This window comes from Pseudomonas sp. (genome assembly GCF_036404235.1).
Classification (GTDB): Bacteria; Pseudomonadota; Gammaproteobacteria; order Pseudomonadales; family Pseudomonadaceae; genus Aquipseudomonas.
On record NZ_DASWOT010000211.1, the window covers coordinates 1 to 24,983 of the forward strand.

15 protein-coding genes and 2 pseudogenes are annotated in these 24,983 nt (G+C 55.2%); 10 read left to right on the forward strand and 7 right to left on the reverse strand.

Going from position 1 to position 24,983, the window contains the following annotated elements; translation table 11 throughout:
* Positions 1 to 5,640, reverse strand: a 5,640-nt coding sequence (locus VGC62_RS26305) for a hypothetical protein (protein ID WP_331190002.1), incomplete at its 3' end; no start/stop codon positions are given.
* A 439-nt stretch (positions 5,641 to 6,079) separates the two neighbouring features.
* On the opposite strand from VGC62_RS26305, the gene cpdA reads away from it, so the two are divergent.
* The 7 genes from cpdA to VGC62_RS26340 all read left to right on the forward strand — a co-directional run bounded on the left by cpdA (position 6,080) and on the right by VGC62_RS26340 (position 14,273).
* A complete protein-coding gene (gene cpdA / locus VGC62_RS26310) occupies positions 6,080 to 6,889 on the forward strand; it encodes a 3',5'-cyclic-AMP phosphodiesterase (protein ID WP_331190003.1) in 810 nt (269 codons plus the stop codon).
* Positions 6,890 to 7,031: 142 nt separating this feature from the next.
* Positions 7,032 to 7,649: a YqiA/YcfP family alpha/beta fold hydrolase gene (locus tag VGC62_RS26315; RefSeq protein ID WP_331190004.1), complete on the forward strand. Its 618-nt coding sequence runs from the start codon at positions 7,032 to 7,034 to the stop codon at positions 7,647 to 7,649.
* Between the two features lie 66 nt (positions 7,650 to 7,715).
* Positions 7,716 to 9,620, forward strand: a complete 1,905-nt coding sequence (parE, locus tag VGC62_RS26320; protein WP_331190005.1) for a DNA topoisomerase IV subunit B — start codon at positions 7,716 to 7,718, stop codon at positions 9,618 to 9,620.
* Positions 9,620 to 10,597: an esterase-like activity of phytase family protein gene (locus tag VGC62_RS26325; protein ID WP_331190006.1), complete on the forward strand. Its 978-nt coding sequence runs from the start codon at positions 9,620 to 9,622 to the stop codon at positions 10,595 to 10,597. Before parE ends, VGC62_RS26325 begins: the two co-directional genes overlap by 1 nt.
* Before the next feature lie 35 nt (positions 10,598 to 10,632).
* Positions 10,633 to 11,115, forward strand: coding sequence for a retropepsin-like aspartic protease family protein (locus VGC62_RS26330; protein WP_331190017.1), 483 nt, complete (start codon positions 10,633 to 10,635; stop codon positions 11,113 to 11,115).
* Positions 11,116 to 11,125: 10 nt separating this feature from the next.
* Complete coding sequence (gene parC, locus VGC62_RS26335; protein ID WP_331190007.1) at positions 11,126 to 13,384, forward strand: DNA topoisomerase IV subunit A; 2,259 nt, start codon at positions 11,126 to 11,128, stop codon at positions 13,382 to 13,384.
* Between the two features lie 181 nt (positions 13,385 to 13,565).
* Positions 13,566 to 14,273 (forward strand): PqiC family protein, encoded by a 708-nt coding sequence (locus VGC62_RS26340; protein ID WP_331190008.1) that lies wholly within the window; start codon positions 13,566 to 13,568, stop codon positions 14,271 to 14,273.
* Positions 14,274 to 14,409: 136 nt separating this feature from the next.
* Here VGC62_RS26340 and VGC62_RS27855 read toward each other — a convergent pair.
* Positions 14,410 to 15,099: pseudogene (locus VGC62_RS27855) on the reverse strand (histidine kinase); the annotation flags it as partial.
* Positions 15,100 to 15,203: 104 nt separating this feature from the next.
* Positions 15,204 to 15,933: pseudogene (locus tag VGC62_RS27860) on the reverse strand (AhpA/YtjB family protein); the annotation flags it as partial.
* Between the two features lie 131 nt (positions 15,934 to 16,064).
* Between VGC62_RS27860 and serB the strand changes: the two are divergent.
* On the forward strand, positions 16,065 to 17,279 hold the full coding sequence (serB, locus tag VGC62_RS26350; RefSeq protein WP_331190010.1) for a phosphoserine phosphatase SerB: 1,215 nt from the start codon (positions 16,065 to 16,067) through the stop codon (positions 17,277 to 17,279).
* A gap of 274 nt (positions 17,280 to 17,553) precedes the next feature.
* Here serB and VGC62_RS26355 read toward each other — a convergent pair whose 3' ends face one another.
* The 4 genes from VGC62_RS26355 to VGC62_RS26370 form a co-directional block, all read right to left on the reverse strand.
* Positions 17,554 to 19,341 carry a molecular chaperone gene (locus VGC62_RS26355; protein ID WP_331190011.1) on the reverse strand — a complete coding sequence of 596 codons (1,788 nt, stop codon included), beginning with the start codon at positions 19,339 to 19,341 and terminating at the stop codon, positions 17,554 to 17,556.
* A gap of 279 nt (positions 19,342 to 19,620) precedes the next feature.
* Positions 19,621 to 20,484: an archaetidylserine decarboxylase gene (asd, locus tag VGC62_RS26360; protein WP_331190012.1), complete on the reverse strand. Its 864-nt coding sequence runs from the start codon at positions 20,482 to 20,484 to the stop codon at positions 19,621 to 19,623.
* A 74-nt stretch (positions 20,485 to 20,558) separates the two neighbouring features.
* On the reverse strand, positions 20,559 to 21,374 hold the full coding sequence (locus VGC62_RS26365; protein WP_331190013.1) for a rhodanese-like domain-containing protein: 816 nt from the start codon (positions 21,372 to 21,374) through the stop codon (positions 20,559 to 20,561).
* Positions 21,375 to 21,420: 46 nt separating this feature from the next.
* Positions 21,421 to 22,956 (reverse strand): HDOD domain-containing protein, encoded by a 1,536-nt coding sequence (locus VGC62_RS26370; RefSeq protein ID WP_331190014.1) that lies wholly within the window; start codon positions 22,954 to 22,956, stop codon positions 21,421 to 21,423.
* A gap of 210 nt (positions 22,957 to 23,166) precedes the next feature.
* Here VGC62_RS26370 and motA point away from each other — a divergent pair, with 210 nt between their 5' ends.
* Positions 23,167 to 24,018, forward strand: coding sequence for a flagellar motor stator protein MotA (gene motA, locus VGC62_RS26375; RefSeq protein WP_331190015.1), 852 nt, complete (start codon positions 23,167 to 23,169; stop codon positions 24,016 to 24,018).
* 3 nt (positions 24,019 to 24,021) lie between these two features.
* Positions 24,022 to 24,983: flagellar motor protein MotB (gene motB, locus VGC62_RS26380; RefSeq protein ID WP_331190016.1), on the forward strand; the 962-nt coding region annotated here is incomplete at its 3' end.

Genomic DNA, 24,983 nt, shown 5'->3' on the forward strand with positions numbered 1-24,983 from the left:
ATTAATCAGCCTGCACCCGCGACTGATATCCGTGAGGCTGACAGCGCGATTGACTTTCTTCGCGTCTAATATTTCCAGGCCCTCTACATAGGGTTTGCTGTCGCTCTCCGAGAGAGCTTGTGTGAAGCCGCTCAAACGGTATTCGTTGTAAAAGTATTCGGTTTTGGTTTTTGTTGAATCGCCTGATCCAACTAATTTGTCGTAAGCATCATAGCGGTAATTGTTGTGGATAATGCGGCCGAATATAGTATACGAGTGTATGGGTGTTGGTTTTGAAGGCAGTAATGGCGACGAGTATCTAGGTATATGTCTGTACCAAATTCGTCCGTCTGGCCCCATCCATTTCTCAATTTTTGGATCAATACCGTAGCCGGTATCGTCAGAGGTGTCTTCAAGGTCAGATTTGATATCCACATAAAAGTCTCCCTCGTTTGATTCGCTGCTGATGGTGATGCACAGTAATCTGGTTGCGTCCTTAAGATCATAATTATATTGAGTGTTGTAATCTCCTTTGGAGTAGTGGCTCTCATCTAAAAATTCAGCATCGGTTGGTCGGAATTTTCCTTCCGTGAAAGTATTGTAAATATTGTCGATGTTCCCAAGTTTATTATAGGTGAAGTCTTGTTTGTCTAGCGATTTGCCTGACGTGTCTTTGGGCTTGTTCGGGCCTGAACAACTATAGCTCTGTAGCTGGCCAGCGTGGGTGTAGGTATACGTTTCAGTTCGACATAAATCTTCATTGGTTTTGAGCGTGGCGGTATGCAGACGCCCATCGGGATTGAAGGTGCTACTTAATTCCAGAATCGATGATTTCGGATTCTGCTCAGCGATGTCCGATAGTATCTCGAACTGACGAAAGATCTCTCTTCCGGATTTGTCGTAGCTATAACGTGTGACCAGATTTTTACCACAAGGCAATTTGAATTTTTCGTAATCCAGTGCTCCATCGGCTCTGTATTTCAGGTGTGTAACACCCCACTCATGAAATATTGAATGGCAGCGCCCATGTTCGTCGTATTCATAGTCAATGCGTATGCCTAACTCATTGACCTCTGATAGAGGTCTTCCGTTGAGCGAGTACGTGTGAGCCTGATATATACTTTTTAAAAAAATATTTTCCTCTGCGCGGTGTTGTTCTATAAGCCTATCTTGGTCGTCGAACTTTTGAGTGCAAACATTTCTACGTTCGGGGGTGGTTTGATAGGAACCTTTGGTTTCCCACCAGCTTATACGTTCACGCTGTTTGGCCGTGACGTGTGAGAAAACTTTCTTGGTTTCCATTCCACCTGTCTTGCCTGAGACGCTTGCAACTGCTCCGTCGATTTCCGGTACATAAGTGAATGTTAGGGCCGTCCCATCACCCGGCGTCAGCGTGACGGGGCAGCGCGAGGCATTTTCGTAACTGTAGTCGACGTGAAGGCCTCCTTGGTCATGGCTTATGACTCTGCCAGCCGCATCGATTGTCCTGTTAGCAATTACATGAGTCAGGGTGTCGTCTTTTATGCACACTTGGGTCGCAAAGTTATCCACCGTTGCAGCGGAATAAGCGATTTCGATGGTTTGAGAGCCCTGTTGCTGTTTAATGCAACGTCCGAAATCATCATATTCAAATATTTTCTCATCAGCATATATGCTGTTTTCGTTTGTCAGTAGGCCCTGTGCATCGAAGGTGTAAATAACTTTTTCCAGCTCCGTATCATTTGCATCCAGTTTTACGACAGACTCTATAACTCCTCTGGTATTACAGGTCGTGACAGAGAGGTCGCTTGTTAAGTCGCCGAACTCGTCCCACTCTTTAATGGTGCGTAATGTTGGGTCGTTTTCTCGATAACTGGTATGTCCATCGCTATATTCGGTTTTCCACTGATTCCCCCAGTCATCGTATGTCGTTACCGCTCCTTCATGTATGACTTGATAGCTTGTTATCTCACCATTGATCGTGCGCCCTCCTGGAACATGGTCATATCGATGCTCGCCTGTCGGGCGCCCGAAGGCGTCGTATTCGTAGCTGGCAGTCAAGAGCCATTCAGTCGCACCTTTGATATCACTTAAAACATGAGTTTGAAGCGTGCGCCCGGAAGCATCGAGTGTTGAGCTTGATTTGTTTCCTAGTGAATCAGTTGTTTCTATGCGAGAACCTTCCGATAAAGGCGTATACGTCGTCAGTATCTCAGTTTTGTAAAGCTCGCTTTCTGGGTTGCTGATGACGCTGAGCTGGCGACCTAAGATGTCGTAGGTATAAAGCGATACCCTGTCCAACGCATCGATCGCAGATAAAAGTCGGCCAGCAAATATCGAATGACTTTGGCTTTGGCTACTGACGATGGTGTCACCAAATGTCTGTTCCTCCCTGCAAATCAGTTGATCGTCTTTCAAGGTATACGAAAATTTGCACAGCACACTAGATTCAGGAATTTCCTTGCCTTTCTCGTCCAGTAAAATATGAGTTACAGATTTACTACGGCCATAGTGTGTTGAGCCAACGTCAGTTTCGTATAGCGTTTTTTCCAGCGTCGTTGAGTTGGCGTGCCAGCTTTTTAGCTTTGATCGGTCGTGGGTGACGGTTGGGTTGAGTATCGTTAGGCAAACAGTCGGTACCACGGCTCGACCTTGATCTGCGGGTAATTCGAGATCCTCATATCCATAAAAGGCCCAGCGCAGATCCACGGTTTTTCCGTTGTGTATAACTGAGACTTTTTCGGACTTTACATACACCGTGAAGCCGTTAGGGGCAGCGGGACAAGCAAGCTCTATCGGTAAATTGAAGGTCGATTTTGTTATTGTCTGGGCGCCCTCGTAATATGTCCATTGGGTGGTAACCCCTTGGGCGTCCGTACGCAATATGATGTTTCCCGAGTCGTCAAAAATGCTGGTCTGTGTTTCCTCCAGGGTGTCCCACCCATCGCTATAAGTGGTGGTTATTGTTTTCGGGAGTAACGCTGCCTTGAGCGACTCGGCAAGTGAGAAAGCCTCTGTTTCAGGATAAGAATACGAAATCATTATTTCAGTATCATCGCAACGCACAATTTGCGCAGTCTGAGCGTGATGTTTATTGAAACCAATTAGCGTCAGTCGTTTGGAGTTGTCGACAGTTTGCTCAATAAGTGTTTCATAATAATAATCGCCGTTAAGTTGAATAAGCGTGTCTTCTTCCGCGATCATTTCTTTTTGTTGTAAGAGAGAGCGTTCGCACGTTTTGAGTCTGTCGTAGGTTTTTCGTAGCTCAGTGATGAGGGTGCTGAGGTTCTCTTTGGATTTGCTAGAGAACTTCATTCTGTTTGATATCAATGAGTCAAGGGTATAATTCCTCAGGTGACTAATCGTCAGGTTTTTATAGAGGCGGGGGGCGCCGTCGTACTTGTAATGGGTATTAAAATATGCCAGGAGTTTATCGATTTTTACTGTCAGCTCGGCAATTTCCCGTTGGGTATTTTCCAGGTTTTCAATTGTCTCAATCGCACCATCCCCTAACCAGTTGTTTTCAGTGAAGGAATATCGGGTGATCAGATTTTGCTGATTAAGACCGTTGATTTTTATATGGTGGCTAACATTCGGTAGCGCACTGAGTTTTACTTGTTTCGGGAATGCTTGGCCTTGCGCCTCATAACGAACAACTTCATGAAGCCCAGATGATAATCGTACACTGTTTAACAACCAGCCCGTTTTCTCAATAAACGTATAACCGAAATGGTGCTGGGTTGAGGTGTTCTCTATCGTGGCTGTTTTCAGAAGATAATTTTCGATGTTCAGATACACGCTGTGGGCTTCTGGGCTCCCAGTGAACAGTTTGAGATGGGCAGTCGTTTTCAACGGTGGTTGGTTCTGAGGGGTGCCTCGTTGTATCGCCTCGATTACAGTCTGGCGATTGTCACTAACTGTCGTACTCATCAGTACGTTGCTGTCATCGGCTATCCAGTGTAAAAAAATAAAATCATCATGGTAGAACCACCTGAAATAAATAGAGTTGCCGGTACCGTTGGTTTTTTTATATGGCAAAATAAAACTATTTTTATCTATTAGGTTTTCTGGTTCGGTGTGTCCGGATTCGAAGTTCGACACGTGCATGAATGGAAAGGCTATGGAATCAGTATTTGTAAATATATTTTCTTGGTTATTCGAAAATTTTCTGTTTGCTAATTGTTCGGATTCGCCGTTTTTGTACAGGATTTCAAAACCTCCGTGATATAGGTTGGTAGGGGCTAGGTATCGAAGACAAATACCATTAATTTTTAGATCGTTAGCCAGGTCTTGATTGATTTTTTTTCCTGGTTTAAGTTCCGATAAATTGCAGGAGAAGCTTTTTCCGATAGCGAGATTTAATGTTTTCGTGAGTTTGTTGTAGTGAGAGACATTAAATGCCCAGCCATCGCCGAGGCTCGCTCTATTGTCTTCCAGCGCCGAATAGTTCAAATTTAAATCGAATACGGGACCTCGCCCTGCGTTGCCAACCAAATGGGCGATGGGGAATGAGGCATTGAAAAGACCTGTTCGTGGATCGACGAAGTTCTCATTGTGTTCACCCGTATCCAGAGCCTGCGAGTGAAATCCGTCAGCCAAGTCTTCCCCTGTGGGCGACGCGGAGATAGTTTTGCCGGTCGTAGTGTCGAGGTAACTAAACGTCAGCGGTGGCCATGCCACATGTTCGACACTTGCCTTCGCGTGTACGCCGATTAATTCTGGTGCGGCCAGTTCAATACGTATCGCCGAGTGCTGGAGCCAGGCACCTAAAGAATCAATTACGCCCACATAAGCGATTATCAACTCTTTGATGGGGGGCGCATCATCGGGGACAAAAACGCCGAGTTCAAATGTGATGCTCCCGCTTGTCACACCTGCAAAGCCTGCGATTTGGACGCTTCGCCCTGTGCAAATAATGTTGAAGTCATCTTTGTTATCGTTGCGGCAAAGGTCTAGTACACGAATACCGAGGTCAATGGCCTCTTGGGTCAGCATCACCCCGACTTGCGCTGTACAAGATGCTTCGTATTGGATATCAAAAGATACGTTGCCCGGTGCTGATTTGAGTTTTATCACGGGCGTTTTTAATGGGTTGATGGTTCGAATGCCAAGGCTGTTCATGACAGTGTCTGGTATGAAGTTTTCGGCGGGGGGATCAAGCATGGCCTGCTTCCAGTCATAAAATGCTGATCCTGAATCCTTGTTCGCTCCTGCTTCTGACGCGTGGGTCAATGGAGGATCGGAGGTCGTTGTCTCTTGCGTCGTAATGTTGGCCGTTGGCGTCGGTATGTCCGGCTCTCCTGTCGTCGAGTCGAAAATGGTTTCTGATAAGGAGCTGCGTAAGCGGGTGAGTGCGCGTAACGAAAACTCGCGGCCATTGATCAATGAGATCTTGTCGAGCGCTATGACATAAGTCTGATTTGAAGCGTCGACGATGACTAATTCATTTTTCTTAAAATCTATTTTTCTAGCTGTGCCGGAGTTTTCATAACTCAGCACTGTTCCGTATTGGATATTTGTTGCTGTCCCTGACTGCCTTGCGTAAGTGCTGCTCGTATAGTCAAAGTATTCTGCGTACGATGTGGACAGGTGAGTGATGGAAAGTACTTGCTGAGTGTTGATTTCTTTGATTAGGGCAAGTGTATTCGAGTTCTCCTGAGTGGTTTCATTGTCGAGTTCCATTTCTATTCTCCGTTTGCGCACGTGATGGCTGTGCGCTTGAAAACAGTATTAACCCTGTCTGCGATACATGCTGCTGTCACAAATAACAGTTTTAAGATTTAATCGTTATAAGCTGAGTTGTTGATAATTAAAATTTCACCGCAGTGATAGCTTTTATCTGGCAGTGTGTGAAGGTGTCGGTGGTGTGCAACACTCATTGTTTTCGTGTGTTTCGGGTGTTAAGCCTGATGTTGAGATGCGGGAGGTTGTTGCTTCGGTTGATCTGTGGCGGGTTACGGGTACACGCTGTCGGGGCTCTGATCTGCATCCATTAGCGGCGGTGCGAGTCAGTCTCTTTTTTCGCTATCTGCTCTAACTGTGAGCCGTGCCGTGCTTGCGTTGTTTACGCTTTCAGCGTCACGCCACATAATCACAAATGCCCCGCTCAAGGAGATGGCCGTTGCCGAGCGCATCCTCACAAACCTCGTTCGTACTTGTGGTCCAACTGACCGACAGCCATCTTTTCTCTAGAACGGATGGCAGGCTGATGGGCATGAACACCCGCGACAGCCTCAATGCTACGGTTGATCGGGTTCTGAATGAGCAGCCGCACGTTGATCTGGTTATTGCCAGTGGTGATATTTCTCAGGACGGCTCGGTCGAGTCTTACCAAGCGTTTCGTGAGGCGAGCGAGCGCATCGCCGCACCTAAGCGTTGGCTTGCTGGCAACCACGACGAGTTGCCGCAGATGGCGTTGGCGGCGCAACAGAGCGATTTTCTTGAACCTGTGGTTGATGTCGGCAATTGGCGCGTCACGCTGCTGAACTCGGCAGTGCCCGGTTCGGTCCCGGGTTACCTAGAAGACCGGCAATTGCAGCTGCTAGCGCAGGCGTTGAGCGAAGCGCCGCAGCGGCATCATCTGGTCTGTTTGCATCATCATCCGGTGCCGATTGGTTGTGCGTGGATGGAGCCGATTGGGCTGAAAAACCCCGGGGCGTTATTTGCCGTGCTCGACCGCTTTCCTCAGGTTCGGGCGGTGCTCTGGGGGCATGTGCATCAGGCGTTCGATCAGTTTCGCGCGGGTGTACGTTTGATGGCATCGCCATCGACCTGTATTCAGTTCGCGCCCGGCAGTACCGACTTCGCGCTGGATACCAAGGCGCCGGGCTATCGTTGGTTGCGCTTGCACACTGACGGGCAGCTTGAGACCGGTATATCGCGGATCGACGATGGGGCGTTCGACGTCGACCACGGCGGTGACGGGTATTGAAGGAATGGTCCTGATTTGTCGGGAGTTGGTGATCAGGCGAGTCATTGCGCAGTTGTCCCTGTAAACTGCGTGGCTTTGCCCGTGCGAGCGCTTGTCCAATGATGCGCAGACGGTGGGACCGACACTGCCTGGAGGCGACAGCGTGAATCAAGATCACCCGACTCTGCTTTATATACATGGGCTGAACAGCTCGGCCCTGTCGAAAAAAGCCACGCAGTTGACTGCGCTGATGCAGCGCCTTGGGCTGGGCGAGCAGTTGCGGGTCCCTGAGTTGCATCACCATCCTAGGCAGGCCATCGCCCAGTTGGAAGGCGCCATCAGCGAGCTCGGTCGGCCGCTGCTGGTCGGCAGCTCACTCGGCGGCTACTATGCGACTCACTTGGCAGAGCGCTACGGCCTCAAGGCCGTGCTGATCAACCCGGCAGTCAACCCGCACCAGCTGTTCGACGGTTTTCTCGGTATCCAGGAAAACCTCTACACCGGCGAGCGCTGGGAACTGACGCCTGATCATGTGCAGGCGTTGGCCGAACTCGAAGTGCCTGCCCCGCAAGATCCATTGCGTATTCAGGTGTGGTTGCAGACCGCAGACGAGACGCTGGACTACCGCCGGGCGCAAGCCTTCTATCGGGCCTGCGCCTTGCGTATAGAGGCGGGTGGTGACCATGGTTTCCAAGGTTTCGCCGCCAAATTGCCGTCTTTGTTGAGCTTTGCCGGCTTTGCGCCTGAACTGCTGCAAACGATCGATCTCGCTGCACTGTGATCGGTCGCGCTAACAGATTGAACAGAGTCAATCCGATATTTAATGAACGACTGATGACGAGACCCCATGGCCAATCCCAGCGCTAGCTCTTATAACGCAGACGCCATCGAAGTCCTCTCGGGCCTCGACCCGGTCCGCAAACGGCCGGGCATGTACACCGACACTACGCGGCCGAACCACCTCGCCCAAGAAGTCATCGACAATAGCGTCGACGAAGCCCTGGCCGGTCACGCCAAATCCGTGCAGGTCATTCTGCACGCCGATAACTCCCTTGAAGTCGCCGATGACGGTCGCGGCATGCCGGTGGACATTCACCCGGAAGAGGGCGTGTCGGGTGTGGAGTTGATCCTCACCAAGCTCCACGCGGGCGGCAAGTTCTCCAACAAGAACTATCAGTTCTCCGGTGGTCTGCACGGCGTGGGGATTTCCGTGGTCAACGCGCTCTCGACCCAGGTACGGGTGCGGGTCAAGCGCGATGGCAGCGAATATGAAATGACCTTCGCCGACGGCTACAAAGCCAGCGAGCTGTCGGTCATCGGCGCGGTCGGCAAACGCAACACCGGTACCAGCGTGTACTTCGCACCGGACCCCAAGTATTTCGACAGCCCCAAGTTCTCGGTCAGCCGCCTCAAGCATGTGCTCAAGGCCAAAGCTGTGCTGTGCCCTGGGTTGTTGGTCAGTTTCGAAGACAAGGCCAGCGGCGAGAAAATAGAGTGGCATTACGAGGACGGCTTGCGTTCGTATCTGCAGGACTCGGTCAACGACTTCCTGCGGCTGCCGGACGAGCCCTTCTGCGGTGTGTTTGCCGGGAACAAAGAAGCTATCGATTGGGCGCTGCTGTGGTTGCCGGAAGGCGGCGACAGTGTGCAGGAAAGCTACGTCAACCTGATCCCGACGGCGCAAGGTGGCACGCATGTTAACGGCCTGCGCCAAGGTCTGCTCGACGCCATGCGTGATTTCTGCGAGTACCGAAACCTGCTGCCGCGTGGCGTCAAGCTGGCGCCGGAAGACGTCTGGGAGCGCATTGCTTTCGTGCTGTCGATGAAGATGCAGGAGCCGCAATTCTCCGGGCAGACCAAAGAGCGTCTGTCGTCTCGCGAGGCGGCGGCGTTTGTCTCGGGTGTGGTCAAGGATGCGTTCAGCCTGTGGCTCAATGCCAACACTGAACTTGGCCTGCAACTGGCGGAGCTGGCGATCAACAACGCCGGCCGTCGTCTCAAGGCCAGCAAGAAGGTCGAGCGCAAACGCATCACCCAAGGCCCCGCGTTACCGGGCAAACTGGCGGACTGCGCGGGTCAGGACCCGATGCGCTCCGAGCTGTTTCTGGTGGAAGGTGATTCTGCGGGCGGTTCGGCCAAGCAGGCGCGTGACAAAGAGTTTCAGGCGATCCTGCCGCTGCGCGGGAAGATTCTGAACACCTGGGAAGTCGATGGTGGTGAAGTGCTCGCCAGCCAGGAAGTGCATAACATCGCTGTTGCCATTGGCGTGGACCCTGGCGCGGCGGACATCAGTCAGCTGCGTTACGGCAAGATCTGCATCCTCGCCGATGCCGACTCGGATGGTCTGCACATCGCGACATTGCTGTGTGCGCTGTTCGTTCAGCATTTCCGCCCGTTGGTGGACGCAGGTCACGTGTACGTCGCGATGCCACCGTTGTACCGCATCGATTTGGGCAAGGACATTTACTACGCGCTGGACGAGGCCGAACGCGATGGGATTCTCGATCGTCTGGTGGCCGAAAAGAAACGTGGCAAGCCTCAGGTCACCCGATTCAAAGGTCTCGGTGAGATGAACCCGCCGCAGCTGCGTGAAACCACAATGGACCCCAACACTCGTCGGTTGGTCCAGCTCACGTTGGATGATTTCGAGGCGACTTCAGAAATGATGGACATGCTGCTGGCGAAGAAACGCGCCGGTGATCGCAAGAATTGGCTCGAATCCAAAGGTAACCTGGCCGAGGTTCTGGCTTGATGCGAGGCTGGCTTGCAGCGCTGCTGCTCATCACTGCTCCGGTATTCGCGGCCCCGTTACCTGAATTGAAGCTGTTGTCCGAGCATCCGGTGGATGACATGCTCGGCGGCAATCTTTCGGGTCTGGCCTCTTGCAACGGCGTGCTCTGGACGGTCTCTGACCGAGACGATGCGATTCTGTACAGCCTGGACACCTCCCAGACGGTATGGAAAGCCAAGCAGACCGTGCTTGAGATTCCGCCAGTTCCAGACAGCGGCCTGTCGACCACCCTGCGTTCGCTGGCCAAGGCCTCGTCACTGATTCGTGGTGGCGATATGGATTTTGAAGGCGTCACTTGTGATGCCGCAGGCAATCGGTATCTGGTCAGCGAGGCCTACGCCACCGTGCTTAAAGTGCCTGCCGAGGGCGTGCCTGTCTGGCTCGATCTGCCCAAGCAGATTGTGCAGGAAGCGCAAGCCGCCGGGATGCTGGGGCATTTCAATGCTATTTTCGAAGGCCTCGCGATCAATGCCGCTGGTGATCAATTGTGGTTTGATGCCGAACGCGACAAACGCGGGCTGTTGACGGTCCATCGCGATCAGGACGCTTGGAGCTGCAAGGGTAGCTGCATCCTGCGCGTGGAGTCGGGCGACGATATTCTTCCGCCGCAGGTGGGTGGCAAGTCTGTTTCCAAGGATTTCTCCGATGTTTCGCTGTACAGGGGCAAGCTGTTCACCCTGGAGCGCGCCGCGTATCGAATTTGTCGACGCACGCTGGAGAGCGGACAGCTTGAGGCTTGCTGGTCATTTGCCAAGGAAGCGTTGCAGCCCCACCGCCTTTACGATCAGAAGTTCGGCTTGACCGAAGCATTGGTTGTCGATGAAACGGGTGCCTGGGTCGGTGTTGACAACAATTTTGGTGCCCGCGCCGACGGCGAAAAGCGCCCGATTGTCTGGCGCTTTGCGGCCCCTAAAGGTGGTTGGGGCGGTAAACCTTGACGCAGGCACCCACCGGCAAACGTGCCGGTCGCTTGATGCTGATAATGGCCTGGGCCGCGGCGCTGTTCCTGGCGACACGGTTTTTTGGCGATTGGGAACAACGCCAGGAAAACCCGAACACCGCCATCACCTCGCAACACGGTGACGGCTATATCGAAGTGCAACTGGTGAGCAATCCTCAGGGGCACTTCGTCATGACCGGGCAGATCAACGCCCGGCCTGTACAATTTTTGCTCGATACGGGCGCTACCGACGTAGCGATACCCGAATCGGTGGCCGACAAGCTAGGCCTGGTTCGCGGGGCGCCAGTCACTGTCAGCACGGCGAACGGGCGCAGCGAAGGTTTTCGCACCACGCTGAACCGCCTGCAAATTGGCGATATCGTCCTGACTAATGTGCGCGCCCTGGTGGTGCCCGGCCTGGACGGCGAACAAGCGCTGCTGGGCATGAGCGCCATGAAACAACTCGAATTCACCCAGCGCGGCGGCACTATGCTGCTGCGTCAGACGACAAAATAATGAGGCCCGCATGAGCGACTCCCTTGACCTCAGCCTGGATGGTGTAGAACGCCGATCACTGGCTGACTTCACCGAACAGGCCTACCTCAACTACTCCATGTACGTGATCATGGACCGGGCACTGCCGCATATCGGTGATGGCCTGAAGCCTGTGCAACGGCGCATTGTCTATGCCATGAGCGAGCTGGGCCTGGACGCCGACTCCAAGCACAAAAAGTCGGCACGCACCGTCGGCGACGTACTCGGTAAATTCCACCCTCACGGCGATTCGGCCTGCTACGAAGCGATGGTGTTGATGGCGCAGCCGTTCAGCTATCGCTACACGCTGGTAGACGGCCAGGGCAACTGGGGTGCGCCGGACGATCCCAAGTCCTTCGCCGCGATGCGTTACACCGAAGCGCGTTTATCGCGATATTCCGAAGTGTTGCTCAGCGAGCTGGGCCAGGGCACGGCCGATTGGGTGCCTAACTTCGACGGCACGCTCGACGAACCCGCAGTGTTGCCCGCGCGTTTGCCGAACATCCTGCTTAACGGCACCACTGGTATTGCCGTGGGCATGGCGACCGACGTGCCTCCGCATAATCTGCGCGAAGTCGCTGCCGCATGCGTTCACTTGCTCGATGAGCCTAAAGCGACCATCGAAGAGCTGTGCGAGCACATTCAAGGGCCGGATTATCCGACCGAAGCAGAGATCATCACTGCGCGTTCCGATCTGCTGAAAATCTACGAGAACGGTCGTGGTTCGGTGCGGATGCGTGCGGTGTATCGCATTGAAGACGGCGACATCGTCGTCACTGCGCTGCCGCATCAGGTGTCCGGTGCCAAAGTACTGGAGCAGATCGCCGGGCAAATGCAGGCCAAAAAGCTGCCAATGGTGGCCGACCTGCGTGACGAATCCGACCACGAGCACCCTTGCCGTATCGTGATTATTCCGCGTTCCAACCGGGTTGATGCTGACGAGCTGATGCAACATTTGTTCGCTACCACGGAGCTTGAGTCCAGCTACCGGGTGAACATCAACATCATTGGCCTGGACGGCAAGCCGCAACTGAAAAACCTGAAAGCGCTGTTGTCGGAATGGCTGACATTCAGGATAAACACGGTTCGCCGACGGCTGCAGTTTCGTCTGGACAAGGTTGAGCGTCGCCTGCACCTGTTGGATGGTTTGCTGACCGCTTACCTGAACCTCGACGAAGTTATTCACATCATCCGCACCGCCGAGCATCCGAAGGCCGAGTTGATCGCGCGTTTCGCTTTGTCTGAAATCCAGGCTGACTACATCCTCGACACCCGTCTGCGTCAGTTGGCGCGACTCGAAGAGATGAAGCTGCGTGGCGAGCAAGACGAATTGCTCAAGGAGCAAGCCAAGTTGCAAGCGCTGCTGGGCAGTGAAACCAAGCTTCGCAAGCTGGTGCGTACCGAGCTGATTGCCGATGCTCAAACGTACGGCGATGATCGTCGTTCGCCTATCGTGGCGCGCGCGGAGGCCAAGGCGCTTTCCGAAAACGAACTGATGCCGACCGAACCGGTAACAGTGGTTCTGTCGGAAAAAGGCTGGGTGCGTTGTGCCAAAGGCCATGATATCGACGCAACGGGGCTTTCCTATAAGGCCGGTGACGGCTTCAAAGCCGCTGCGATGGGGCGCTCCAACCAGTTTGCAGTGTTTATCGACTCAACCGGGCGCAGCTACTCGTTGGCGGCGCATACCTTGCCGTCGGCGCGCGGGCAGGGCGATCCGCTCACAGGTCGTCTGACGCCGCCGCCTGCTGCGACGTTCGAGTGCGTGTTGTTGCCTGACGACGACGCGTTGTATGTCATCGCTTCCGACGCCGGTTACGGTTTTGTGGTGAAAGGCGAAGACCTTCAGGCCAAGAACAAGGCAGGCAAGGCGTTATTGAGTCTTCCGGCAGGTGCCAAGGTGATCCTGCCGCGTCCGGTTGCTGATCGCGAGCAGAACTGGCTGGCTGCGGTCACGACGGAAGGTCGCCTACTGGTATTCAAAATCAGCGATCTGCCACAGTTGGGTAAAGGCAAAGGCAACAAGATCATCGGTATTTCTGGCGAGCGAGTGGCGAGTCGTGAGGAATATGTGACGGACTTGGCAGTCATTCCCGAAGGCTCTATCTTGGTGCTTCAGGCGGGTAAGCGTACGCTGTCTCTCAAGCCAGATGACCTGGAACATTACAAAGGCGAGCGTGGCCGCCGGGGCAATAAATTGCCGCGAGGTTTCCAGCGAGTCGATGCACTATTGGTAGAAAGTGCTACTTAAATGTTCGTTTTCGCTTGTCGATCTTCGTTTTGCAACGAAGATCGACGCATAATCGCTGGAGTCATAGCGCTTATTCACGGATGATATGACGTCTTGAGGTGCGGGCGTGGCTGAGTGCCTTCATGTTTTCTTGAGTATTTAACATCGTGGTGTGCCTTGTGGCGGCCACTTGGATGGAATGATGAATTTTCTACGCGTTCCTTTGGTTTTGCTATTGACCGGCGTTTTGGGTTTAGCCGGATGCAGCATGCATCAACCGACATCGCTTTATCAGCTCGATAGTGGCGAACCTGGGCAACCTAAACAAAGTGCCGGCGTAGCAGTCTTGCTGGGTCCGGTTTCCGTTGCTGATTACCTGCAACGGGAAACATTACTGCAACGTCAACCAGATGGCAGTCTGATTGCATCCACCGATGGACGCTGGGCGGGCAGCCTTTCTTCAGATATCGATCAACTGCTGCTGCGGCAATTAGCGTGGAAGCTTGATAGCCAGCGTGTGGTCATGGCCCCAGCGGCTGCTAATTTCACGCCGGATGTGCAAGTGGTGCTGTCAATTACTCGCTTGGATTCGGGTAGGGATCAGCCCGCGATTCTCGACGCGCAGTGGCGTTTGCTTGATCGTAAAGGCACCGTCCGTGACACCAAGCTGATTCACCTTGAAGAGCCGCACACGGGCTCATCTGCCGCGCAGGTAAAGGCGCAGGGCGTGCTGTTGCAGCGGCTGGCCGATCAGTTGAGCGTTGCCGTGAAACCAGTTGCCAGTCAGCCGTTGGTAGCAGAAGAGCCCAAAAAGGCTGCTGCACCGACCAAGACACGCACCGATCAGGATAAGCCGAAGATTCCAATGGCTTCTCCGATCCGCACGGACCTTGAAGTGTTCCGCTTCTGACGTTCAGTACAAAACAAAAAAACCGCAGCGATGCGGTTTTTTTGTAGGTGTGAGGATTTAGGTATTCGATAGAAGATCGCCCGTTCTCGGGCAAGTGCTTCTACGAAAGAATGCGCCTTGCCCTGCACGATGTTTGTCAGGCCTTTCTTGCCTCGTGCATCCGCGCCAGTTGGCGCTCAAGCATAGAAGGGTAGGGCTCCAGCAGGCGTTCGACACAACTTGCGCCTTCGGGGCTGGCGATTGAACGTATGCGTGCGCGCTGGCGAATGGTCGGGTCTTCGCTGATCTTGCGTTCGACCAGCAGCAGGTTTCGGCTGTGCTGCGATAACGCCAGCGCGTCCTGAGCGGTTTCGGTCAGCAGCAGATCAATCTGCGTCATGCCGTGCAACCCCTCACCCAGGGTCAGACCCAGCTGCAATTGCAGGGTGATCCCGCTGTCGGCCACTTCAATTTGCAGTGCATGACTTAGCGCACGCAGCAACTCTCCGCAGCAAATCGCGTTGGTCAGGTAGTCATCCCCGCTGTCTTGCGTACTGAACAGCATCAGCGAGCTGCCGTCGTTCAGTGTGTGCAGTTCGCTGTCGTACAGCGAGGCGGCCTGGTCGATACAGTCGCGGTAGCGCTCCAGTAATTCGGTCAGGCGAGTTCTCGGCAAGCGGCGCAGTTGTTCCTGGGAACCGAGCTGGACGGCCAGCACTGCACTGTACTGAGGTTGCGAAGGCGCGACCGGCAGCGTGGGGCGAGCAATCGGTTTGGGCAGCGAGTCGTCATGCAGGCCGGCAAAAGGATCGTCCTCTTCATCCTCGTCGGCGACGATACTACGCGGCGTTGGTGCAACCTGAACGCGAGGTTTGGGCGCATCGTCGAAACCGTGATCGCTCAGGTCACTGTCATCGAATGAGGTTTCAGCGTCGTCGGCATCTTCAACGTGTTTCGGCTCAGGCGGCTCAGCCACAGGTTCTGGCTCGGGCGGCGCATACGATGCCTTGAGCTGACGGGCCAGATCGCCAATTTCATCCTGACGGTCAGTGGCTGGGGTGTACGGGTCGATATAGCGTAGCCACATGCGCAGTTGCAGCAGCGGTGTAGAGATGTGCCGCCCCAGCCGCAGGCTCAGCGCGAGCGACAAAGCCAGCAAAATACCGCTGAGAATGGCCATGCTCTGCAGGCTGATGGTCATGGGCTGCTGGAATTGCGTCATGTCCAGGCTAATGCGCAGATGACCCGCAACCACGTCCTGGAAGGTGATTTTGATTTCGTACAAGCCTTCAGCTTCGCCCAGCAAACCGTTTTTCGGTCGTTGACCTGCTTCGGCAAGGATCCGATTGTCGACGCTATAGATAGCTGCATGAGCCACCAGCGGGTTTTTCACCAGATTGCCAAGCAGCACGTTGAGACTGAGGATGTCGTTGGACACCAACAGCTCGGTCGCCGAGGTCGCGGTCTGCGTGGTCAGGGCCTGTCCCAGTGCGTCGGCCTGTTCATGCATGGCCTGCTTGAATTGCAGGCCCATCACGCAGGCGTAAATCACCAGCGCCAACGCGACGAGAATCACGTTATGGCTGGCGATACGCAAAGCAATCGGCACACGACGATGACGCAATGCCCGGAAGATCAGGAGGAAGAAGTTATCGGTTTTAACGGGCGTGGGCCGGTTCACAGAGCGCGGCTCTCATGGTGAAGTTGCCGCGCAGTATAGCGAGCGACCCAGGTGCGGCAAAGCGCTTGCTGTGCCCGGCGGTCACTGAAAGTGAGTAGAATGCGGTTTTTTTCCACTTGCGGGGGTGCGCCTTGCGCGAAATTGTCCTGATTAACATCACAGGTCTTGACCGTCCGGGTCTCACTGCGGCTATTACCGGTGTCCTTGCCCAGGGTGGCGTGAATATTCTGGATATTGGTCAGGCGGTGATCCACGACACCCTGTCGTTCGGCATCCTGGTTGAAATCCCAGACACCGAACAAGGCTCGTCGGTGCTCAAAGACATTCTGTTCACGGCCTACAAGCTGGACCAGCAGGTGCGCTTTACAGCCGTTTCTGAGGAAGATTACCAACACTGGGTCGATGGCCAAGGTAAGGCGCGGCACATCGTGACGCTGCTGACGCGCAGGGTCACGGCCGAGCAGTTACAGCGTGTCAGTTCGATTACCGCCAAATACGGCCTGAATATCGATCAAATCGACCGCCTGTCCGGGCGCATGCCCCTGGATACGCCAGCTGACCAAAGCAAGGGCTGCATTGAGTTTTCGGTACGGGGAGAGCCGGCTGATCCGAAAGCGATGCAGGCTGAGTTTCTGCGTGTCGCTCAAGAGCTGAACGTCGACATTGCGTTTCAACAGGACTCAGTATTCCGTCGCAACCGCCGTTTGGCGGTGTTCGACATGGACTCGACGCTGATTGAGGCCGAAGTGATCGATGAGCTGGCTAAAGCGCATGGCGTTGGCGAGTTGGTATCGCAGATTACCGAGCGAGCGATGCGCGGCGAGTTGGATTTTCGCGCGAGCTTCAAAGAGCGCATGGCTCTGCTCAAAGGGTTGGATGTCAGTGTACTGGATGAAATCGGCGCCTCGCTGCGCCTGACCGAGGGGGCGCAAACCCTGTTCGCCGAGCTCAAGCGCCTGGGGTACAAAACCGCGATTCTTTCGGGTGGATTCACCTATTTTGCCAAGCAGATTCAAGCCAAGCTGGGCATCGACTATGTCTTCGCCAACGAACTTGAAGTGGTTGATGGCAAGTGTACCGGCAACGCTATCGAACCGATTATCGACGCCAAGCGCAAGGCAGATCTGCTAAGAGAGTTGGCGTTCAAGGAAGGCTTGAGTCTGGAGCAGACTATTGCCGTGGGCGATGGCGCGAATGATTTGCCAATGCTTGCGATTGCCGGGCTGGGGGTGGCGTTCCGGGCCAAGCCGTTGGTCAAGCAGTCGGCCAAACAGGCTATTTCAACCTTGGGGCTGGATGGGATTTTGTACTTGCTGGGCTTCCGTGACCGCGAAGGGCGCGGCTGAGTCTGGCCCGACTTTTAACGTGTGGGAGAACGCCCGTCGTCCAGGCGCCGCGCTGTCGTGCAGCAAACAGGGATCTTGTTGGAGCAAGGCTTGCGCCGTGAAGGCGATGGGCCTGGTTGAGAGCAGGCTGAATGTACTGACCTCATTCGCAGGCAAGCGGAACGCCGCCCGGCCTAGCTCCAACAGGTTATTTATCGCCTGTTAAATAAATGACCTGTCTTTTGTTTGATGGGAACACGCTCGCTCTCACGACGATCCTATTCCAGACAGCCTTCTACAGCATGCTCCACAAAGAATCGAACTCCTGCCCCGGCCCCGAATCATTGCCCGGTACGTCGATTTTTTTCGGGCCTTCCTGAATCTGATATTCGAACTGGTTGTAGCTGCCTGTGGTGGAGCGGCGGTTGCTCAGTCTGGCACGGCGTTCTTGACCGCTGGTGTTGATCATGACTTTGCAGCCGTCTTCAAACGGCAAGCGAGGCACTATAACCGTGGCGGGCACGTCGATGACGCGAACTTCCGGCAGCAACAACGCCCGCAGGTACTGGCTGCTTTGGTCTGGGCGTAGCAACTGCAGTCCGCAGGCTTGGGCAAACGGCGCAATCAGCTCGATTCCCATCTGTATTCCACCGCTGCGGACCTGTCGCACCCAGCGCACCACTGCGATGCTCCAGCCCTGTCCGTGGTCCTGGATGCCGACCATCTCGCCAGCCTGTAATTGATCCGGGACTTCTTTGGGCCAGGCAAGGCAATAGCCGCCAGGGCTGTGGTTCACAATGTTCAGGTTGTAGGTTGCAAAGCTCTGTTGATTGTCCAATGCCGAACCATTGCTATCGTCCGTCGGTTGATATTGGATTTCTTCGAATGGCAACAAATGGCTCGAAGTGTCGGCGCGTTGTACATCGGCCACTTGCCCCCAAGGATCGGACTTTTCCGGACCAAGCGGTTGTAGGGTGAACTGTGCGGGTTTGCTGGCGACGGGTAGTTGCAGCAGGTCACTGAAGCATTTTTGCCCGCTGACGAAGTAATGCAGCGCGCTCATGCCGACGCACAATGTCAACGTTCCTTGGCCCGGCGTGCGCTGGAAGGTGCGTTCGCTAACATCGCCCCACGCCGCTGCCAGGTGGTGCAGCAGGTCCATTGAAAAGCCCGGCGGCACTGCCAGGTAAGATTGAGAGCGTTGGTCGGTGGGTAGTTCGAGATAACGTTGAATAGCCGACGACAGCGCCAGCGGGTTGAAACCCAGCAGGCTCGGCAATTGCTCTGGTGTGTACAGTGATTTGTAGCGTGGCGCAGCATCTGCCGTGGGGACCAAAGCAAACAGACTCGACTCCTCAGCAGGGGACTGCAGCTTGACCAGTGGACTCCAGGCATCGAGTACATCGGCCAAGCGGCCAATATTATGCTGGCGCATCTGGTTGCAGCGCGAACTCCCCATCAGCAGCGCAATGATGTAGGTCTGTTCTACCGTCAATGTGCGGGTATGAATGGCCAGGTTGTCAGCCACCGGGATGTCATGCAGTCGGCTGTGTCGGGCAATCTGATAGATCTGGTGCAGCTCAAGCCACAAGCCGTCCTGGACAGGACAATAAAGTTGATTGGCGCGAATCAGCGGGCCGTTAAGGCAATGCAGTGCCCGCTGCAACGCTGTCGTCAGCAGCGGCATGCGGTCTTTGGTCAGTTTGGGCGCCACCCCGGCGATGATTTGCTTGTAGCCAATTGCCAGATGGTTTTGCAGGGTCTGGCAGAGATTGGCAACTTTGCGCGGACGCTCTTCAAGCACAACTGATTGATTGAGAAAGTGCCGCTCCAGGTGTTTGCAGACGAAATACACCTCAGGCCGCAGCAGTTCCAACAGTTGCAGGCGGTTGTCGCTGGGGGTCAGCAGTTGATTCAGTTCGCCGAGCCCTTGATAGAGCTGGCGTGCCATTTCGCCGAGATTGGCTTTAGGCAGGGTCGAGATCCAGCGTTTCAGGTCTTTGGGTGTTGCGTCACAGAATGACAGGCTCGACCGCGTCGGCACAGGTGCGCGCAACAACAGCGGGAGACTTAAATTACTCATGTGACAGGCTGACTCCAACAACTACTGGCCCGAACGGCTGCTTGAAACTGATATAGAAAAACAGCGTGTGGCTACACGAAGCCATCTACTCTACGGCAATCGAAAGCGAAGTTCCCTACAGCACCGATGAATGACTCTAGCAGCATCGGGTAGCAGTCGCAGCCTAATATCAAAGTGATATTGTATCGATGTCGACACTTCAATCCCGTGACGCTACTGACGGCGCTGTGTTGGGCAGCGTCCGTCAATAAAACGTTGTTGGTTAATCCCTCGCAAGAATCAAGCCTGAATGGGCAACGCCAATACCTGACCCATTTGGGTGGGAGAGCCGGCAGCCAACTGTTCGGCCCATTTCACCTGACCGGGACCAAACAGGACAATGGCGGTCGATCCGAGCTTGAAGCGGCCTAATTCGGCGCCCTTTTCCAGATGAATTGGCGCGCGAGCAGCTTCGTCATAATGGGTGGTTTTCAGTTCGCGCTTGGGTGGTGTCACCAGTCCGGCCCAGACCGTTTCGATGGACGCCACAATCATCGCACCGACCAACACCACGGCCATCGGACCGCGCTCGGTATCGAACAGGCAAACCACGCGTTCGTTGCGGGCAAACAGTTCAGGGACGTTTTCAGCGGTGGTCTGGTTAACCGAGAAAATGCGACCCGGTACGTAGACCATTTCGCGCAACGTGCCGCTCAGTGGCATGTGTACGCGGTGGTAGTCCTTGGGTGACAGGTAGATGGTCGCGAATTCGCCGCCCATGAAAGGCGCTGACAGACGAGCATCGCCGCCCAGCAGTTCCAGGGCGCTGAAGCTGTGACCCTTGGCCTGGAAAATCCGCCCGTGTTCGATGGGGCCCAGTTGGCTGACGGCACCGTCAGCCGGGCACAGAATTGCACCCGGTGTTTCGTCCAATGGGCGTGCGCCTGGCTTCAGGGCGCGAGTAAAGAATGCATTGAAGTGCTCGTAAGCGGTGATGTCTTGCACCAGCGCTTGCGACATGTCGACTTGATAGCGGCGGGCAAACCATTGGGTCAGTGCGTTCTTGAACCAGCGCACACGGCACTGCGCGACACAGCCGGCCAGTCTCGACAGGAAGTGATGAGGAAGTACATATTGAAAAAGAATAAACAGACGCTGTTTCATCAAGGTTCCTGGAACGTGTTCTTAATTGACGGGCGTGATCCATTGGCAGAATGGCGCCGTATTCGGATCGGCATTCATCGTTCGACGGGGGTGTCGGGGTGATTGCCCCATTCGCCCCACGACCCTGCATAGCCTTTGATTCGCGGGTAGCCCAACGCTTTCGCCACCAAATAGGTAAAGCCGGAGCGGTGATGCGTCTGGCAATGGGTGATGATTTCTTTGTCCGGCGTGATGCCGAGGCTTTTTAAAATCTGCGGCATGTCCTTGCGAATGCGCAGGCTATGCGCGGGGTCCATGCCGGCGGTCCATTCGAAGTTCACGGCGCCAGGGATATGACCGCCTTTGGCTGCGAGGACCTTTTCACCCGAGTATTCGGTAGGGCCGCGAGCGTCCCAGATCGCAAGATCCGCTGCGCCGAGACGGCTTTGCAGGTATTCGCGGGTGGCGGTCGGCTCGTCGTGCAGCGTCAGTTGCACTGGGCCACCTGCGGTCGCAGGCACGTCGGTGGACAACGGCAAACCTTCGGCTTGCCAGGCGATCAGGCCGCCATCAAGGTAGTGATAGTGCTGATGCCCTATGACGTCCAGCAACCAGATGAAGCGTCCGGCCCAGCCGCCGCCTTCATCGTCGTAGACCACATAAACGGCGTTAGGGTTGTGGCCCAGTTCGCCGAATAGCACTTCCAGTTGTGCCAGTGTTGGCAACAAACCGGGGGCGGGGGCCTGGCCCAGCTGAGTGCGCTTTGGATCGACGAAGCGGGCCCCGGGAATGTGCCCGGCCGCGTAACGAGCGCTGCTGGTCAGGTCAACGAGAATCAGCTCTGACGCGTCAAGGCGTGCCTTGAGTTCGCCAGGTTCGATGACCAGCGGCAAGCTTGAAAAGGCAGACATATAAGGTCTCCAGATCGTCAAAAAGAGGCGAATTGTAGCTCAGCCGTCAAACGTTGCGGTGGCTAAACGTCGTTAGGGCTCTCTCAATGCATTGCGCTGTTTTTCCGAAGGCCTGCACGGTGATTTCTGATAGCGGGCCGCCCCCTTGATCTGCGACTAGCAGCATGAGTACGCGGCCATTACTGGCAATCGAGCGGATCAACAGGTTTTCGCCACTGAACGGGCTGCGCAGGCTGCCTGGCAATAGCGCCGAGAATTGCGCATTGTTCGCTGGAGTCAGGCGTAACTGTGTCGACTGGGCCAGCAAGCGTTGCAGTAGGGTGCTGTCTTTGATGGGCACCACCAGGCTTGTGGTGGATTTGTCCAGTCCCGCCATTTGATGGACGCGCAAGGCATCGATCTTACGGTCAATCATCAACAGCATCACTCGCTGCAGGCCGCAGGCCAACAGTGCGTCGCGGGCGAAGGTGGTCAGGTGCATGGCATTGCTGAACGGGCTTGGCTCCAGAAGCAATTGCGCACATTGCTTGCGCCAGGCTTGCAGCAACTCGGTGGAGGGAGGCGGCGCCGCCAGCAGGCCGTTATGAATGTGTTGGGTCTCCCACGGCCACAGCAGGGCCTCAGCCGGATGCCAGACACCAGCACCTGCGTGCAGTCGGGCGCTACTCACGGCGTTTTGGTGTATTTGTTGCTGCACAGCAGCCAGTGGCTGTTGCAGATACAGACTGGCTAGCAATTGCCAACGCAGTGTGTGTGGGCTGGCCCAGCCGTGCTGCGCCGACAAAGCGAGCTCGTTCGCCAGCACAATGGTATGGGCGGGTTGGTTAAACCAGCGCTGTAAGGGGATATCTGCATCCAGGCGTTGCTGTTGTTTGAGTGGATCATCGTTTTCGTGGGCGATGCGCAGCACTTTCACCAGGTTGCGCCGCTCGCTAATCATCAGTCGATAGCCACGCGTCACCCACATCGGCAGATGCCAATGCTCGGCCAAGGCTTGGCAGAGCACGATCAGGCGAACGCCAAACAACGCTCTTTCAGTCTTTTGGGCACACTCGCCTCTGTGAATGACCCGTAATTCCCACTCCTCCAGCAGCTTGGGATGCGCCAATGCCATGGGCCAAAGTGGCGATAGAAACAGCAGGCTACCCAGATGGATGTCATGCCACAGCCTGGCTAACTGATTGGCGAACAATCCACTGGCCTGCTGCGTCGCATGTTGACTGATCATTTGCAGTTGCCGAAGGGCAAGCGAGATGTCCTGCTCTTTCATCGAAGGTAAGCGAGCGAGCAGCGTTTCAGTGCGCGCCAGCCCCAATCGAGTGATGGCGACCTCAAGGCTTTCGGCAGGCTGGGTGATACCGCCGCTGTGCAGGTTGGCCTCGCGCATCACGCTCAGTACCAAGGCAGGACTTTGCTGCATTATTTCTGCGATATCACGCATTGAGCGGCTAGGGTCGGTCAGTCCGCTGCGTACCCTGGCATGAACGGTCGCCGGAACCGGCAGGGCAATGCCGTCCAGTCGCGTGATCCAGGCGTCTAGTGTTCTAGGCGCAGGGTGCTGTGACGAGGTTTCTGCTTGCATTGCGAAGTCCCGTACGGCTGGGTGGTGTTGAATAAAGTCGAATGCTGGCATCATGATAGCCCTTGCGGTGAAAGCCGCGTGTTGCCTGCCACGCTGTTTTTTCGCTACGACTGCCTATAGTCTGGCGCACTTATGCCGATATGTAGAACAAGAGTTTTAACACTCCTGCGAACATGACCATGAACCCGACTCAGTAAGTAATCCTTATCTATGGCAAAAATTATCGGCATCATCGTCGTTCTCGCGAGTGTGCTCGGCGGATACGTCCTCTCACACGGTCAGATCGCCGCGTTAATACAGCCCTTCGAGGTGTTGATCATCGGGGGCGCAGCCTTCGGTGCATTTTTGCAGGCCAACCCTGGCTATATGACCATGCACGTCATCAAGAAGTCCTTGAAGATGTTCGGGTCGCGCTTCACTCATGGGTTTTACCTGGAAGTGCTGGGGCTGATTTACGAAATCCTCAACAAGAGCCGTCGCGAAGGCATGATGGCGATTGAAGGTGATATCGAAGAGCCCGGAGATAGCCCGATTTTCGCCAAATACCCAAGTGTCCTCAAAGATTCGCGCATGATCGCTTTCATCTGCGATTACCTGCGCATCATGTCCTCCGGCAACATGGCGCCGCACGAGCTGGAAGGCTTGTTCGACATGGAATTGTTGAGCATGAAAGAAGAGCTGGAACATCCGTCCCATGCTGTAACGGGCGTCGCTGACGGCATGCCCGGTTTTGGTATTGTCGCGGCCGTACTGGGTATCGTGGTGACCATGGCGTCTCTGGGCTCCGGCGACAAGGGTGCTATCGGTATGCACGTAGGTGCGGCGTTGGTAGGTACGTTCTTCGGTATTCTCGCGGCATACGGCTTCTTCGGCCCGCTGGCGACTTCCCTGGCCCACGATGCCAAGGAGGAGATGAACGTGTTCGAGTCGATCAAGGCCGCTCTTGTGGCATCGGCTTCTGGTGTACCGCCTTCATTGGCCGTCGAGTTCGGTCGCAAGGTTCTCTATCCCGCGCATCGCCCCAGCTTCAGTGAGCTGGAACAAGCTGTTCGCGGTCGTTGATCCATGGAAAATAATCAGCCGATTATCATCAAGCGCATCAAGCGCTATGGTGGCGGGCACCATGGCGGTGCCTGGAAAATTGCTTTTGCCGACTTCGCGACGGCGATGATGGCATTCTTTCTGGTGCTGTGGCTGATGTCGTCTGCCACCCCGGAACAGTTGATTGCGATTGCCGGCTACTTCAAAGACCCTGTGGGCTTTTCAGATAGCGGCTCGCCATACGTCATCGACCTGGGGGGCTCGCCCGAGATGTCGCCGGACCAGACCCTGAATCCGGAAGTCAAATCCGTGCCTGCGCCGGACCGCGTTCCTATCGACGCAGACGCACAGGACGCAGCGGCAGAACAGGTTGAGCAGGAGCGTCTGGAGATGCTGTTGCGAGAACTGCAGAGCAAGGTCAACGAGAGCCCGCAGCTGCAGAAATTCAAAGACCAGATTCTGTTCGAAATCACCCCGGACGGCTTGCGCATCCAGATCATGGACGCGGAAAACCGCCCGATGTTCGACATTGGCAGCGCGCGCCTGAAGCCTTATTTCGAAGACATCCTGCTGGCGATGGCTGACACCATTAAAACCGTGCCGAACAAGATCAGCGTTAGCGGCCATACCGATGCGACCCCTTTTGTGGGGAGCGGCGGTTTTGGTAACTGGGAGCTTTCGGCCGGCCGCGCCAACGCAGCACGCCGTGCGCTGGTTGCGGGAGGTTATCCGGACCCGCAAGTGGCGCGCGTGGTGGGTTATGCATCGTCGGCGCTGTACGACAAAGAGCACCCGGACAACCCGGTGAACCGTCGTATCGACATCGTGGTGATGACCAAAAAAGCGCAACAGCGCATCGAGGGTTCGCAGAATTCGGGTGAGGCGCCGCAAACATCGCCAGCTCCACCGACTCCAGCGGCCCCGCCCGCCACTGGCTCTCCTGGCGCAACGGCTCCGGGCGGTAACCCAGTCACTCCGAATGCAGC